Genomic DNA, 15805 nt, shown 5'->3' on the forward strand with positions numbered 1-15805 from the left:
GGGAAAGTTTTGTCTACTAGAAATAAAAAAGAAAGAAATCGTCAACGAATGAAAAAGGAGTTGATCAATGGTGTTTCCACAAGAAACAAACTATGCGAAGATTACAGCATACTATAGTGTTGCCCTTGAGCGTTTTTCCATGGATCCACATCAACACCCAGCGTGTGAGATCATGTTTGTGACCAAAGGGAAGTGTAAGATAAAGGTGCAAGATCAAGTAATTGTTCTGGAAAGAAATGATTTCGTTTTCATAAATGCGTTTGTGGAACACGCCTTACTCGTTGAAGGAGATTCCTGCACCTTACTGAATATTGAATTTCTTCTGAGTGAGACACCGTCCGCCCTTTGTGTTCGTGATGTTTTTGCATACATCAAAGGAAATGTACAATGGAATGAGCCTTACGCGAAAAGTCGCGATGTCCGCCAATTTGGACAAGCGATCAAGTCATTGCTGCAGCTGTTAATGATCGATGATACTCAAGAGCAACCGTCTGCTGAACGGCAATTTACGATCGAGCTCTTGTTTAAGTGGATGTTGATGGAATTAGCCTTTTCATTACGTACGAAAGAAACCAAACGGGGCAATTGCTATGTGAACGCTGCGGTCAACTATATTCAACAGCATTTTGATGAAGATATTCAAGTCTCCCAAATCGCAGCGGCTGTGGGGATTACGAAAGCCTACTTGCATAAACTCTTTCATGAGCAACTGGGAGTGACGGTCAACCATTTTCTCACTAGTGAGCGTCTGAAGCAGGCAGCATTTTTACTAAGCAATAGTCAGCTGCCAATCGTCGAAATTGCCGCTCAAGCAGGATTCAACAGTAGGCAGCACTTTACCAATACCTTTAAACAGAAAAAAGGCATGAGTCCTAAAGTTTATCGTCAAATCTACACCCATCAAATCAAAGAAGAAGCAGGACAACATATATTAGGGGAACATACAGCTTTTTTAAGAATGAAGTAAAGACAGATAGTTAGAAAGTGTGAAGCCATTGAAGATAAAAATGAAACTTATGGTAACGATCATTATTGCGAATGTCGTTACTTCGTCACTGATCATTCTCTTTTTTTCTAATACCGCGAATAAGATCATTGATAAAAATATGGAGATCCAAGCGAAAGAGATCGAGGTCTCTATTTTACGTAATATCCATACGATCAGTACGGATCTTAATCATATCAATTATAAATTGATTATGGATGGCTACGACACGTTGAAAGAGGCCAGTGAACAACCACGGATTACGAGAGACACCTTTGAGAGCATCAAGCTGACCATGGAATTGAAGGAGATCGTGGAACCATTGTATCAATTTCAACCTTATTTGCTGGGAATGGCGATTTATTCCAAAGAAAATCGGTTGATGTCGTTTGGGTTAGTTGATCCAGTTGTTGAAGAAACGTTGATTGGTTACACCAATGAGGCCGCTTATGCAAGAGAAATTGATGATTCGACTGTTTATATCAAAAATGAAATCAAAGTCGGGCAAGTAGTCCTAGGGCACTTGGTGGGATTTCTTCATACAAGCGAGTTTCTTAATGATCAATTAGAAAACCTCCCAGCTGGGACGCAGATCGCCTTGTTAGATCAAAAGCAAACGGTGCTTGCTGAAGTTGGCACCATTGATGAAGACCAAGCCAATTTGTATGAGAAATCATTCTATAGTGAAGAAGTCGAAGCGTGGTTTCATCTCCATCTCCCCAAAAAACCATTTTTGGGACCGTTGACACAGAATTTGCGACTGATGATTTTCCTGTGTATCGTGATCGTCAGCATGAGTATTTTTGTGGCTACGCTGATTATATTAAAACTGTCGAAACGAATCGATCAATTAAACCAAGCAATGGAGCGGGTCAAGAATAAGGACTTATCGACCACTGTTGAGATTCAAGGAAATGACGAATTAAAACAAATGAGTATAGTCTTTAATTCGATGGTTGCCAATATCAATACTTTAATGGAAGAAAATAAAGCCAGAGAAAAAGAGAAAAAAGAAATTGAAATCGACTTTCTACAAGCTCAAATCAACCCCCATTTTCTGTCCAATACGCTAAACTCGATTACCTGGATGGCTGAATTACAACAGGCTAACAATATTGCCCATCTTTCGAAATCACTTGTATCATTGTTGCATGCCACGATGTATAAGGGGCAAGACTTGATTCCTTTGTCTGAAGAAGTAGCCCATGTCAAAAGCTATGTGTCCATCCAAAAAGTTGCCTATATTGATAGCTTTGATGTTCATTGGGCGCTTGATCCAGCGATTTTATCTTGCCGTATCCTTCGATTTATTTTGCAGCCCATTGTTGAAAATAGCATTTTGCACAATTTTGTTGGAACGAATAGCGAAAAAGGGCAAATAAAAATAAGTGGAGAAAAAAAGGGAGATAAGCTTTGTTTAATGGTTGAAGATAATGGCAATGGACTAACAGAAGAAGCGATAAAACAGATAAACGAGCGAGAAAAAAGCAATGGAAAACACTATTCGAAAATTGGTATCCATAATATCGATAAACGAATCAAGCTCTACTATGGTCCAGACTATGGGATCACATATGAAACAGAGTTAGGGGTTTACACCCGGGTCATTATTGAGCTTCCTATGATTGGAGAAAAAGACGATGAAGAAAATAGCCCTCTTAGATGATGAGTTGATTTCACGCAACAAAATAAGTACTATTTTACAAAATTTCCCTCAATTTGAAATTGTACTCAGTACGGCAAATCCTTACGAGTTGTTAAATTATTTGGAGATTTATTCTGTAGATCTCATTTTTTTAGACATGAATATGCCAATTATGAATGGCTTAGCCTTTTTAGAACAATTAGAACTGATCGATCGCACGACTAAAGTGATCGTGATGAGTGGCTATGCCGACTTTAATTATGCGAGTGGTAGCATGAAATATGGGGTCGTTGACTATCTTTTGAAACATGAATTGAGCGAGGAAGTGATTTCGGAAGCGCTGAAAAAAATAAATTTTTTTACAGACGAGCCAATGGCTGCGCCTGCTTACGAGACACCCTCTCTACGAGACTTTTTTCATGGAAATACAAGCTTCTTGATGCAACAGTATCCGCATTTTGTAACTGAAAAAATGGTAGGACTTGTTATGATACCTATCTCTATCAGCAAAAATGTTTGGGACAAAGAAAAGTATAAACGAAAAGTGAGCGCTGTTTTAGAGCAATTGATTTTAGACACAAAGAATGAAACCATAGAAATGCTCTCTTTTGTGACTGATGATGGGAAGCTTTTTATGCTCTACTCGTTTGCAAAAATCAAATCCTATAAAGCGATCAATGATTACTTGGAAACGATCAAAACCAAGTGCTACCATGCTGCCAAGCGCTTACTAGATGTTGAACTTTTTCTCCTGCGCTCCCCAGTAAGCAATCAACTGTCTGAGGTATTAGAACTATTTAAGAGCGATGAACGAATCTCAGATTTACTCTTTTTTTCACGTCCGAATGAGTTGCTGCATTTTTCAAGCCAAGAATGCAGCAAAAACGTCTTTCAACAGCATGAGATCGCTTTGTATCTGAAAAAAATCTATTTTTATACCAAATACATCGAACCAGAGAACATCGAATATTATAGTAAAAAACTGTTTGAGTATATAAGAGAAAAACGGGTCGCACGTTCGCTGGCTTTAGAGCTAATTGCACAAATTGATTTTCAAAGCAGTTTAGCGATGAGTAATAGCTTTAGACAGCCGATGGAAACGATGATTCAAATCAATTATTATCAACAGTTCGATACGTTACTAAGAATCGAAGCAGATTTTTTTGAAGCCATTTCATTAAGTGTGAAAAATTTCCAAAAAGAAGTCTTTAAGCCTGTTGACGAGCCGGTAAAAAAATGTATTCTTTATCTTCATCAACACTTCAAAGAACCGATCAGCTTGCAGACCTGCGCCGAAGCGATTGATTTAAATTATTCCTATTTAAGTAGGGTGTTTAAGCAGCAATGGGGACAGTCTTTTTCAAAATACTTGTCTGAGTTGCGGATCGATTATGCAAAATTATTGTTGAGTACCTCGTCTTGTAGTGTCAATGAAGTCGCAAAGCAAAGCGGATTTGCGAACTATAATTATTTTTTCCGTGTTTTTAAAGAACGTGTAGGAATCTCTCCATATCAGTTTAACCGCAACATTATGGACTATGAATGAAGCGGATCATGTAAAAATGGTTGGCGAGTAAAAAAAAGAGAGTAGAAGTAAAAATTGTTAATAAAAGCGTTTTCATTTTCGGCGTTATACTTAGTGTAACAAGAGTGAAAGGGATGAGAAAATGAAAAAATTAGGTTTGGTGTTTTGTTCCGCAGCATTGATCGGATTGCTCTCTGGATGCGGGGGAGGATCTTCAAGTGAGGGAGATGGAGAGTCGTCAAGCAACCAGTTAAATGTGTTAGTGGTAAAGCATGGCTTGACGCAAAAGAACAAAGATATTGAGTGGTTGAACAAACTAGAAGAAGAACTTGAGCTGACCATAAAGTGGGAGGAAGTTTCCGCTGATTGGGATCAGAAAAAAGCCCCAATGTTGGCTTCTGGAGATATTCCCGATTTGATTCTGGGACCAAATGTTGTGACGGATGCGGAATTTGCGAAGTTTCCTGGCTTGTTCACCGATTTATCTGATCACTTAGATGCCCTGCCAAATGTTCAAAAGATGTTTGAAGAAAAACCAGAAACAAAAGCACTTGCTACTCAACTGAATGGAGAGATCTATGGCTTACCAAAATACCAGCGTTTTTGGCCTAAATCTGCTTCTCGTCAATATATCAATCAAACGTGGCTGGACAATCTTGGGTTAGACGTACCTGAAACATGGGATGAACTATTCGAGGTGTTGGTCGCATTCAAAGAAAACGATGCGAATGGAGATGGGGATGCTAGCGATGAAATTCCAATGGATTGGAGTCCAGTTGGAACTGGCGGTTTTGGCTATTTCCAACCAATGCAGCTTTTAGCAAGTACGGGTATCGTTGTTTCTGAAGGAGGAAATACCGGCTACTTTGCTGAAAATGGACAGGTAGGCAACTTCTTTGTTGATGAGCGTTACAAAGAAACAGTGGAATTTTTGAACAAGTGCTGGGAAGCTGGCTTGATTAATCCTAAGGCTTTTTCTCAAGATTATAGTGCCTATCAGTCCACTGGTAGAGGAGAAGGCGAGACGGCAAAAGTCGGTTTTACTTGGGGCTGGGAAGCTTCAGACCGATTTGGTAATCAGTTAGCAGATCAATATACATCAATGGCACCATTGATTCAAAAAGCTGGAGTAGAACCGACATGGAGCTATGAAACCTCGCTTAATTATGGGGTAAACTTTGCCGTTGTTTCCTCTCAAACCAAAAATATGGACGGAGCCTTAAAATTCGTCAATGCGCTATACGATCCAGAAATCGGAATCCAAGCATTGTTTGGGTCATTGGGCACTAACATCGAAAAAGACGGGGACACTTACCGCGTCTTGCCACCTGCAGATGAAAATGTCGATCCAGGGACATGGAAGTGGACAACAACTTGGGCGGACAATAGTCCAATGTATATTTCAGACGCTCTTGATGTCGAACTTGGCGCAGATATGAAAGCGAATGAGGTCCAAGATGAAGTGTTGCATCCTTACGTGGATAAAATCGTTCCTGAAGAACAAGTAGTACCATTCAATCTCTTGAAATTTAGTAATGAGGATGCCACAACACTAGCAAACAACAATACAACGATCCTCAATGAAGCAATGACAAAATTTGCTAAATGGGTGACAAAAGGCGGCATTGAAGATGAGTGGGAGCAATATGTCACAACCTTGCAAAATAGCGGCTTAGATCAAAATATCGAGATCGTTCAAAAAGGATTTGATCAATATTACGGGAATTAAGTGAGTGGTGAGGCTGGTCAGAGTTGAGTAAAGCAATCGCAAGTTCATGCTTGAATAACAAAGACCAGCCATTTACCTAAATCTATCAAAGGAGTGAAGATCATGGACACAGTTCTCGTGAAAAAAAATAATCGGTTACTTTCTCATTTCAGTCGACAATGGCAGCTATGGTTGATGGTTTTACCGGCATTAGCGATCATTTTGGTTTTTAATTACATACCAATGTATGGTATCCAACTAGCATTTCGGGAATTCGATTTTACGAAGGGACTCACTGGTGGCGAATTTGTCGGTTTCAAGTATTTCCAACAATTTTTCGAAAGCCCGATGTTCCAAACCGTGATAGTCAATACGTTGCGGATCAGTGTGACAACGCTGATTTTTGGGTTCATTGCCCCCATTTTATTGGCATTGATCATCAATCAAATCAGAAACCCTAAAAGAAAAAAAGTCATGCAAACTGCGGTTTATTTACCTCACTTCATTTCTACGGTCGTGATGGTAGGGATATTGCAAGTCTTTCTTTCACCAGAAACAGGTGTTTTAGTCAACCTCTTGAACTTGGATTCTTCTGTCAACTTAATGGGGAGCGACAGTACGTTCGTGCCTGTCTATGTCATTTCTGAGGTTTGGCAGCACTGTGGCTGGAACAGCATTATTTACTTAGCGGCACTTTCGAGTATCGATACGCAACTCTATGAATCAGCAGATATCGATGGCGCCAATCGTTTTCAAAAAATCCTCCATGTTGATATACCAGCATTAGTGCCAACGATGGTTATTTTGTTGATTATGAATATGGGTGGGGTTTTAAATGCTGGCTTTGAGAAGATTTTCCTGATGCAAAATAGTTTGAATTTGAGCGTCTCAGAAGTCATTTCTACGTATGTGTATAAAATTGGGATCTTAAACAGTCAATTTAGTTATTCAACAGCGATCGGGCTATTCAATAACATCATTAATTTTCTCTTTTTAGTTTTAGCAAATGGTCTTTCGAAAAAATACACGAACCGTAGTTTATGGTAAAGGGGTGGCTATATGAATCTATCACTAACAAACAAACCTAAATCAGATCTTCTTTTTAACCTAGCGATCATTATACTTTGCTTGAGTATCTTTTTGATTGTCGTCTATCCGCTCTTTTTTGTCGTCATCGCTTCAATTAGTGATTCCAACATGGTTTCTAAAGGATTAGTCACGCTCTTTCCTAGGAATATCAGCTTTTTTGGTTTTGAAAAAATTTTACAAGATGCTAGGATCTGGACGGGCTATCGCAATACCTTGATTTATACGTTAGGAGGAACGGCGGTCAATTTAATTTTTACTTTGCCCGCAGCTTTTGCCTTATCAAGAAAGGAATTTAAACCTCGAAAACTTTTGATGTTTCTCTTTACCTTTACGATGTTTTTCAATGGTGGCTTGATCCCTACGTATTTACTTTATCGAGATGTGGGGTTGATCGATAGTATGTGGGTCTTTATTATTCCCTCGGCAGTCAATGTCTATAATTTGATCATTGCAAGAAGCTTTTTTGAGACAAGCATTCCGGATAGTCTCTATGAAGCAGCCGCTCTAGATGGTTGCTCCTATGCAAAATTTTTTGTTACTGTGGCGCTACCGCTATCCAAAGCAGTCATTTCTGTGGTGGGTCTTTACTATTTGGTCCAACATTGGAACGATTTCTTTACAGGACTCGTATTTATTCGCGACTACGAAAAACAACCTTTACAGATCGTTCTGCGAGATATTTTACTATCAAATCAAGCATCTGCAGGTGGTGCGGGCGCTTTGGGTGATGGCTACGGACAACAGTATGCAGATCAGATCAAATATGGCGCCATCATTGTTTCGACCTTACCGATTTTGGTGATCTATCCTTTCCTACAGAAATACTTTGATAAAGGAGTCATGATTGGTGCAATGAAAGGGTGAGTACATGAATAAGCTAGTCGATTTACATGTGAGCATTGGGAAAAAAGGCTTACTGTTATTTCTGTTGCATTGCTATTGGCTGCTGTTTACCTTATTCGGCTTAGTTTTTTTCGGACTATTGCCAGCAACCAATGCGGTTTACGAACTTTGCAATGACGAAAAATACCAAGAAGCAAATGCGATAAAATTGTTTCAGTCCTTTGCAAGAAGCTTTCGAAAAAACTTTTGGAGAATGAATCGATTAGGACTCTTTGTCCTTCCTTTAGCAGCCCTTTTTTCGATTGACTTGATGCTAATGAGACACTATGTCTTTACCGAAGCCGATACAACCGTTTATTTGTTGATCCAACTTCTGATAGTGATTAGTCTCCTTTTTTTAGCCAATCTCTTTTGGTTTTTTCAACACGAACGAGCTTGGAAACCCATGCTTAAAAAAAGTTTGATTCTAATGCTTGGCAAACCTGGATTGACCGGTCAAATTTTCGTCCTTATGGTCGGGATCAGCTGTTGCTACTACCTACTACCGGGTTTATTCTTCGTATTTGGTGTTACACCGCTGGTTTATTTTCAACTTAATTTGTTTAAACAAAAAGATGCGTATGTCTTTTTACCTGAAAAAAAGCATACGACTGTCTAAGCTCGTACATTTACCATAAAATCTCAAAATAAAAGAATAGGAGAACGAAATGAAAGAATTCGCATTAAACAAGATCCAGCTCACGGACGAGTTTTGGCAAGGATACCAAGAGCTTGTTCGCAAAGAAACGATTCCTTACCAATACCAAGTCCTAAATGATGAAATCGATGTAGATGTTCAAGCAGAACGGGAAGATCCCAATTTGCCAGCTGGGAAAAGCCATGCATTGGCGAATTTTCGCATCGCTGCAGGGCAAATGGAAGGGGAACATTTTGGCTGGTTTTTCCAAGATAGTGATGTCTACAAATGGATCGAGTCGGCTGGGTATAGCTTGTTGAATACTAGCGATCCGCAATTGGAAACGACAGTAGATGAAGTGATTGACTTAGTTGCTGCTGCGCAAGAAGCGGATGGCTACTTAAATACCTTCTTTCAATTGACCCGACCGAAGTTAAAATACCGTCAGCTGTATTTCAGTCATGAACTTTATTGTGCCGGGCATCTAGTCGAAGCGGCTATCGCTTATGATCAAGCAACAGGCAAGGATAAATTACTGACCGTGGCAGAGAAAAATATCGCCAATATTTGCACGTATTTTGGGCGGGAGCCTGGAAAAATTCAAGGTGCTGATGGCCATCAAGAGATCGAATTGGCTCTGGTGCGTTTGTATGAATACACCGGTAAACAAACCTATTTGACATTAGCTGATTTCTTTCTTGAAGTACGTGGGGAAGATCCTGCCTTTTACGAAAAAGAAATCTTGAAAAACCAAGCGGATGGCTTATCGGATGAAACGCCAAGGGTAGACCTCACCTATTTACAAGCCTACGATCAACCTAAAAAGCAGCATGAAGCCAAAGGTCATGCGGTACGAATGCTGTATATGGCAAGCGGGATGGCAAAAGTCGCCCAGCATACCCAAGATCAAGCATTAAGCGACGCTTGCGAAGCGATCTGGGAAGACATCGCCTGTAAGAAAATGTATGTGACCGGTGGCGTCGGCTCAACCGTTCACGGGGAAGCCTTTGTCGGTCCCTATGATTTGCCAAATGATACGATGTATTGTGAAACCTGTGCAGCTATTGCATTGGTCCAATTTTCTTTTGAGCTGTTCAAACTAACCAATGAACCAAAATATTTAGCGACGATGGAACGAGCGTTGTATAATAGCGTCCTTTCTGGTGCGGCAATTGACGGTAAACACTTTTTCTACGTGAATCCTTTGGAGGTCAATCCCCAACGAGATCAAGAAAATCCTGGCAAAGGTCACGTCAAAGCCCAACGACCTGATTGGCTCGGTTGTGCGTGTTGTCCGCCGAATTTTGCACGGATGGTCGCTTCGCTGCAGCGCTTGGTTTACACTTGCGATCAAGAGAAGCTTTACGTGAATTTATTTGTAGCAAGCCGTTTAGAAGAACCTGATCAATTTACGTTTGAACAAACGGGCGGGTTTCCTTTTACAGAGGACCTCACGATTCGCTATCAAGGCATTCCAAAGACGCTCATCATCCACAAACCTAACGGACTAAGTAAGTTTCAAATCGATAGTGAACACGAATGGCAGGAGACGAACGAGGCAATCATCTTTGAGGCAGTCGAAAACGTAACGGCCAATATCCGTTTTGAACAACCATTGCAAATCTTGCGTGCGAATCCTCAAGTTATTCAAGACATCAATCAAGTCGCATTGCAACGTGGCCCCTTCGTGTATTGCATAGAAGAAGCCGACAATGGTCAAGCACTCTGGCGTTGCCGCATCGACCCACAGGCGCTGGAGGCGACCTTTTCGAAAGAGGATACGTTGTTGCCAACTACTTTACGCTTGGCGATCAAAGGCTACCAAAGCGAAGAATGGTCGGGAACAACCCTTTACGAAGAACGAGCGGAAACGGTCATTCCTCGTACGTGGCAACTGATCCCATACCATTTATGGGGCAATCGGGGCATAGGCGAAATGCGCGTTTGGCTGCCGCTCGTTGGAAAGAAGTAAGAAGTAAGCAGGGCCAAAGAGCTTCCCTAAACGGAGGCTCTTTTTTTTCTAAACTCAACCTTCTTGGATTTGTTGCATGATTTCTTTAATTTGTTCCTATATTCCGGTCTTTGAAAGCGTTATCGTTTTAGTGTAGGAATGTTGGCGGGTTTATGTAAAACAAGGAGGAAGAAGTGTGACAAGGAAAATCAGTAAAGTTGGCGCATCTTTGTTGGTATTGGCAGCGGCAACGGCAATCGGTGGCTGCACCCAAAGTGAGGCGAAGACAACTGGAAAAGTCGTTTACCAAGAAACAGCCAAAAGTACGTTGGAAAAAGCGATGGACAATCAACCGGAGTCGTCTTATTGGTTCCCAGAGGATTTGTTGGCATGGTCTTTTGAAAAAGATCCAGATGCGAAATACAATACCAGCGTTGTTCCATTAGCGCAGCGGGCAGCTAAAGAGACGTTGCCGAAGATGAATGACACGCAAACGGCAGAAACCAAAGTCGTGGCGCTTTCGATCATGAATAGCAGTACGAGCGGCAATGCACCACGTGGGATCAATACCTTTGATGCCAATGTCTTTTCTTATTGGCAATACATCGATCAATTGGTTTATTGGGGCGGCTCTTCTGGCGAAGGGATCATCGTACCACCAAGTCCTGATGTGACAGATGCTGCTCATAGGAATGGCGTGCCGGTTTTAGGAACGATCTTCTTTCCGCAAACTGCCCATGGTGGGAAGCTGGAATGGCTAGATACGTTTTTAGCTAAGGATGAGGACGGCAACTTTCCGATCGTAGAAAAAATGATCGAAGTTGCCAATACGTATGGCTTTGATGGCTGGTTCATCAATCAAGAAACCGATACGGCGGTCACTAGTTTTGATGATGCAGCGGAAGGTGTCGAACAATCGGGGGCTGATGGTAAAGGACTAAATGAAAGCCACGCCAAAGCAATGCAAGAATTGATCGCCCAATTCAAAGAACAAGCCGACGAGCATTTAGAGATCATGTGGTATGATTCCATGACGAGTGATGGGAAAATGGATTGGCAAAACGCTTTGACGGATAAGAACAAAGCCTATTTGGTGGATGCAGAGATGAACCCATTGGCAGATAGTATGTTCTTGAATTTCTGGTGGACCACTGACAAACTGGCGGACAAAGAGCTGTTGAAGGCCTCCAATGAAAAAGCCCATGAAATCGGTGTCGATCCTTACGATCTTTTTGCTGGGATCGATGTGCAAGAAAATGGTTATTCAACGCCTGTGCGCTGGGATCTGTTTACGGATGAAAAAGGCGTTCCTTATACCTCATTGGGCCTGTATGTGCCTAGCTGGACCTATTCTTCTGCTAGTACGCCGGATGATTTCCAAAGCAAAGAGAATGCTTTTTGGGTCAATATCACGGGCGATCCTCGGGAAAGCCAGCTGCCAGAAGCGACAGAGTGGCCTGGGATCTCCACGTATGCCCTGGAACAGACCGCTATCACAGAGCTGCCTTTTGTGACGAATTTTAGTTTGGGGAATGGCTACAACTATTTTATCGAGGGAGAAAAAGTGTCCAGCCGCAATTGGAACAACCGAAGTTTGCAAGCTGTTTTGCCGACCTATCGTTGGGTCTTTGACCATGGAAAAGACAATGATTTGGCTGTATCAATCAATTATGCTGAGGCCTATAATGGCGGAAATGCACTGAAACTACGTGGACAGATGACAAAAGGTAGTACCAGTCACATGGCATTGTATCAGACAGCATTTCCTGTGACGAAAAAGACGAAGTTGACGACGACTGTCAAAGCAACGGTACCGACAGCTCTTGATTTGGTCGTGACTTTAGCTGATGGTTCAACACAAACGATCAAAGGAGACAAAGAGGTCGCAACAGACTGGACGACGATCACTTACTCATTGAAAGACATCAAAGGGGAAGTGACAGCGATCGGTTATGACATAACCACGAAAGAAACCAGTGATGTCTATGAGTTGAATCTAGGGCAATTAACGATCGGAGATCAGAAAGCGGAGAAATTCGCTGCCGAAGCATTGACGGTTGAGGATGTGCTCTTTGATGAAGAAGAGGGCAACTATGCGGGGGTCCGTTTAACGTGGGAAGCTGCCAAGGACAAGACAGCTGCGGTTTATGAGGTCTACCAATTGAACGATGACGGCTCACGCTCCTTCTTAGCAGCTACGCCAGCAACCAACCACTATTTGAATGCCGTTGAACGACCAAAAGGAACGAAAACCAAGTTCGCGGTGGTGGCAGTGGATCGCTATGGCAATCGTGGCAAGCTATCCGATACGGTGGAGATCACTTGGCCGAACAATCAGCTGCCAAAAGCAGCCTTTACAGCCTCTAAAACCTTAGCGGCACCGGGGGAAACGATCACCTTCACGAATACCTCATCTGCGAATGCCGAAGCATTTGAATGGACGTTTGAAGGCGGCGATATCAGCAGCAGTACAGAAGAAAATCCCCAAGTGACCTATTCGGAACCAGGTACCTACAAAGTCACGCTTGTTGCCAAAAACGAAGCAGGAGAGACCCCTCTGGAAATGGCGGGATTGATCACGATTTCTGCTGATGCGCCGAAAGAGTTGCTACTGCTTTCAAAAGATGCCGAAGCAACTGCTTCATCGTTTGTCAATGATGCCGAAGCACCAGCTTTTGCCCTCGATGGTGATTTGAGTACGAAGTGGTGTGCGACAGGCAATGCGCCTCATGAGTTGATGATCGATCTCGGTCGACCACAAACGGTCAGTGAAGTCCGCCTCGCCCATGCGGAAGCTGGTGGAGAAGGCCCAGACATGAATACGCGGGCGTATACGGTGCTCGTCAGTGAAGATGGCAAAGACTATGAGCCAGTTTCACGAACGTTGAAAAATGAAGCGGGCACTAGCACCAATACGTTTGCCGTCAAGAAGGTGCAATATGTAAAAATCAGTATCGATAAACCAACACAAGGAGCAGATTCGGCAGCCCGAATCTATGAAATCGAAGTATACGGAATGGATAAATAGCGAAAAAGAGCAGGGCGTTAAACCTAAGAAGGGAAGCGTCTGAAGCATGCTTTTCTGAAAAATGACCGAACCAAAAAAGCCGTTGCGACCAATAAATGGTCACAACGGCTTTTGCTTTTTCCAAATAAGTTTAGCGTGACGTACGGCTGGCTGGATCTAAGCGGCGTTCAATAAAGCTTAGCCCAAGATCCGTAATGATCGCCATCAAGGCAGTTGGTAAAGCACCGGCTAAGATGATCGATGCACCATCCGTCGCATTGGTTCCGCGGATGATGATGTCCCCCAGTCCACCAGCACCAACGAAAGCGCCAATAGCGGTGATACCGATCGCCACGACTAAGGCGTTTCGAATCCCTGCCATGATCACCGAAACAGACAATGGCAATTCGATCATATACAATCGCTGCCAGCTAGTCATCCCCATCCCTTTGCCGACATCTAACGTATTGCGGTCGACTTGGCGCATGCCGGTATAGGTATTTTTGATGATCGGTAACAAAGAATAAAGGAAAATCGTTAAAATCACGACATTCACACCTAAGCCCATGCCGATCATTAAAATCGAGATCATCGCTAAAGATGGAATCGTCTGGATGATATTGGCGAAACGAATCACCCAATCTGCCAAACGCATTTTTTTAGAAATCAAGATCCCGATTGGAATCCCGACGATCGAGGCAAAAAGTACCCCGTAGATTGAAATCAAGAAGTGACGAATGAACTGGGCAAAAACATAGCCGCCATTTTCTTGAAAATAGAAAAGAAATTGTTGGAATAAATTCATGTCTGCCATTTCGTCACTCTCCTTCGAAGTAATTATTTTCTTCTAAGAAACGTTCGGCAACTACCGTTGGTTCTAGAAGGTCATTATCCACTTGGTAATTCAATTCTTGCATTTTTTCGGTATCGATTTTGCCTGCTAATTTGTTCAGGGCATCGCCGATTTCAGGTGTTTCTTTCAACAATTTGTCATCGACGATCGGTGCGGCATCATAAGGCGGGAAGAAGTTTAGATCGTCTTCTAGCATCACGAGATCGTAACTGCCGATCCGGCCGTCGGTTGAGTACCCTAAAACGATATCCATTTTTCCGTTATCAACAGCATCGTAGACGAGACCGATTTGCATCGGTAGGATATTTTGGAAAGAGAATCCATAGGCTTTCTGGAAGCCATCGTATCCATCGCCGACCCGTGTGATCCACGCGGTATCGACCCCTGCAACCAATTGATCTGCGACATCTTTCAAGTCACTGACTTTTTCCAATCCGTATTCTTCGGCAGTATCTTTTCTGACAAGAAAGACATATGTGTTATCAAAGCCGTAAGAAGGGAACCAAGTCTGTTGGTACCGTTGCTCAAATTCTGATTTGACTTTGTCAAAGGCGGCTTGCGGATCAGATTCTGGTTCCAACCCTAACGTCGTGGTCAAGTCAGTTCCTGTGTAGCGAGCAGCTGAGATCGACGCATCGCCATTCATCATCGCTTGGTGATTGATGGTCGTTGTTGCTAAGTTGTTAATGACGGTTGTGTTTTTATCCGTATAGTGTTCGACCATACCGGCAACCACCGCGCCAAGAATTTGGGCTTCGGAAGTGATCCCACCTGTGATCGCCACGGTATTCTCATCAGAAGTCGAGGCTAAACCGGGAAAAGAACAGCCGGACAGTAAAGCGACACTTAAGGAAAACAACAGCGCTAATTTTGAAGTTTTTTTCATTACGCATCCCCCCTTAAGGCAGCTGGTGTCAGTTTGTTTTCTAACAAACCCAGTAACCAGTCAGCTAATAAAGCAAAGATCGTCACTGGAATCGTTCCAGCAAAAATCAAAGGCGGTTGGTAATTGTTTAGTCCGCTAAAGATCAAATCACCAAGCCCACCGGCACCAATGTAAGAAGCCAAGGTAGCCCAGGCTAAAACATACACGGCCGATAAGCGGATCCCTGCCATGATCGTTGGGATCGCTAGGGGTAATTCCACACTAATGATCGACTGTAAGTTGGTCATTCCCATCCCTTTGGCAACATCGCGGTAATTCCAATCGACTTTTTTCATTCCAATGTAGGTATTTCGCAAAATCGGCAACAAGGAATAAATGAAAAGAGCGACGATGGCAGGGACTTTTCCGACACCTAAAATCGGGATCATCAATGCCAATAGTGCCAAAGAAGGCACGGTTTGCAGCGCACTGGTGATGCCGATCACGACCGTTGCTGCTTTGGGGAAACGGGTCAAGATCACACCGATCGGTACAGCAACAAGAATCCCTAAGAGCAAAGCCGCAAAGGAGATATACAAATGTTCGAGACTTTTGGTGACCAATTGGCCGCCATATTCATTAAAGAAGCTTTGCATGC

Annotated in this window: 12 protein-coding genes; 9 read left to right on the plus strand and 3 right to left on the minus strand. The window is 42.6% G+C overall.

The annotated features are described in order from the left end of the window. Positions 1 to 67 precede the first annotated feature (67 nt). From A5878_RS02485 to A5878_RS02525, 9 genes are all read left to right on the plus strand, one after another. Entirely contained in the window at positions 68 to 967 is a 900-nt protein-coding gene (locus A5878_RS02485; protein WP_086294499.1) for an AraC family transcriptional regulator, read from the plus strand. A 40-nt stretch (positions 968 to 1007) separates the two neighbouring features. After that, complete coding sequence (locus tag A5878_RS02490) at positions 1008 to 2651, plus strand: sensor histidine kinase (RefSeq protein WP_086294500.1); 1644 nt, start codon at positions 1008 to 1010, stop codon at positions 2649 to 2651. Continuing rightward, positions 2626 to 4176 (plus strand): response regulator, encoded by a 1551-nt coding sequence (locus A5878_RS02495; RefSeq protein WP_086294501.1) that lies wholly within the window; start codon positions 2626 to 2628, stop codon positions 4174 to 4176. The genes A5878_RS02490 and A5878_RS02495 overlap by 26 nt, the downstream gene beginning before the upstream one ends. A 121-nt stretch (positions 4177 to 4297) precedes the next feature. Further along, on the plus strand, positions 4298 to 5884 hold the full coding sequence (locus A5878_RS02500; protein WP_016609625.1) for an extracellular solute-binding protein: 1587 nt from the start codon (positions 4298 to 4300) through the stop codon (positions 5882 to 5884). A 102-nt stretch (positions 5885 to 5986) separates the two neighbouring features. Then, complete coding sequence (locus A5878_RS02505; RefSeq protein WP_016609626.1) at positions 5987 to 6910, plus strand: sugar ABC transporter permease; 924 nt, start codon at positions 5987 to 5989, stop codon at positions 6908 to 6910. A gap of 12 nt (positions 6911 to 6922) precedes the next feature. After that, a complete protein-coding gene (locus tag A5878_RS02510) occupies positions 6923 to 7816 on the plus strand; it encodes a carbohydrate ABC transporter permease (protein WP_016609627.1) in 894 nt (297 codons plus the stop codon). A gap of 4 nt (positions 7817 to 7820) precedes the next feature. Next, on the plus strand, positions 7821 to 8453 hold the full coding sequence (locus A5878_RS02515) for a YesL family protein (RefSeq protein WP_086294502.1): 633 nt from the start codon (positions 7821 to 7823) through the stop codon (positions 8451 to 8453). A gap of 49 nt (positions 8454 to 8502) precedes the next feature. Further along, a complete protein-coding gene (locus A5878_RS02520) occupies positions 8503 to 10443 on the plus strand; it encodes a glycoside hydrolase family 127 protein (protein ID WP_086294503.1) in 1941 nt (646 codons plus the stop codon). Between the two features lie 175 nt (positions 10444 to 10618). Beyond that, positions 10619 to 13450, plus strand: a complete 2832-nt coding sequence (locus A5878_RS02525) for a discoidin domain-containing protein (protein WP_086294504.1) — start codon at positions 10619 to 10621, stop codon at positions 13448 to 13450. Positions 13451 to 13580: 130 nt separating this feature from the next. Here the strand turns inward: A5878_RS02525 and A5878_RS02530 are convergent, their stop codons facing one another. From A5878_RS02530 to A5878_RS02540, 3 genes are read right to left on the minus strand one after another with little or no spacing between them, the layout of a single operon-like run. Beyond that, positions 13581 to 14243: an ABC transporter permease gene (locus A5878_RS02530; protein ID WP_005227316.1), complete on the minus strand. Its 663-nt coding sequence runs from the start codon at positions 14241 to 14243 to the stop codon at positions 13581 to 13583. Positions 14244 to 14247: 4 nt separating this feature from the next. Further along, positions 14248 to 15168, minus strand: coding sequence for an osmoprotectant ABC transporter substrate-binding protein (locus A5878_RS02535; protein ID WP_005227318.1), 921 nt, complete (start codon positions 15166 to 15168; stop codon positions 14248 to 14250). Next, positions 15168 to 15803, minus strand: coding sequence for an ABC transporter permease (locus A5878_RS02540; RefSeq protein WP_016609633.1), 636 nt, complete (start codon positions 15801 to 15803; stop codon positions 15168 to 15170). Before A5878_RS02540 ends, A5878_RS02535 begins: the two co-directional genes overlap by 1 nt. Positions 15804 to 15805: the final 2 nt, after the last annotated feature.

It is taken from the genome of Enterococcus sp. 3G6_DIV0642 (assembly GCF_002140635.1).
Lineage (GTDB): Bacteria > Bacillota > Bacilli > Lactobacillales > Enterococcaceae > Enterococcus_D > Enterococcus_D casseliflavus.

Excerpts from the sequence above, each read along its gene's own strand:
- A5878_RS02515 (WP_086294502.1), top strand. The coding sequence starts at position 7,821 with ATGAATAAGCTAGTCGATTTACATGTGAGCATTGGGAAAAAAGGCTTA.
- A5878_RS02500 (WP_016609625.1), top strand. The coding sequence starts at position 4,298 with ATGAAAAAATTAGGTTTGGTGTTTTGTTCCGCAGCATTGATCGGATTG.
- A5878_RS02510 (WP_016609627.1), top strand. The coding sequence starts at position 6,923 with ATGAATCTATCACTAACAAACAAACCTAAATCAGATCTTCTTTTTAAC.
- A5878_RS02495 (WP_086294501.1), top strand. The coding sequence starts at position 2,626 with ATGAAGAAAATAGCCCTCTTAGATGATGAGTTGATTTCACGCAACAAA.
- A5878_RS02490 (WP_086294500.1), top strand. The coding sequence starts at position 1,008 with ATGAAACTTATGGTAACGATCATTATTGCGAATGTCGTTACTTCGTCA.
- A5878_RS02505 (WP_016609626.1), top strand. The coding sequence starts at position 5,987 with ATGGACACAGTTCTCGTGAAAAAAAATAATCGGTTACTTTCTCATTTC.
- A5878_RS02535 (WP_005227318.1), bottom strand. The coding sequence starts at position 15,168 with ATGAAAAAAACTTCAAAATTAGCGCTGTTGTTTTCCTTAAGTGTCGCT.
- A5878_RS02520 (WP_086294503.1), top strand. The coding sequence starts at position 8,503 with ATGAAAGAATTCGCATTAAACAAGATCCAGCTCACGGACGAGTTTTGG.
- A5878_RS02485 (WP_086294499.1), top strand. The coding sequence starts at position 68 with ATGGTGTTTCCACAAGAAACAAACTATGCGAAGATTACAGCATACTAT.
- A5878_RS02540 (WP_016609633.1), bottom strand. The coding sequence starts at position 15,803 with ATGCAAAGCTTCTTTAATGAATATGGCGGCCAATTGGTCACCAAAAGT.
- A5878_RS02530 (WP_005227316.1), bottom strand. The coding sequence starts at position 14,243 with ATGGCAGACATGAATTTATTCCAACAATTTCTTTTCTATTTTCAAGAA.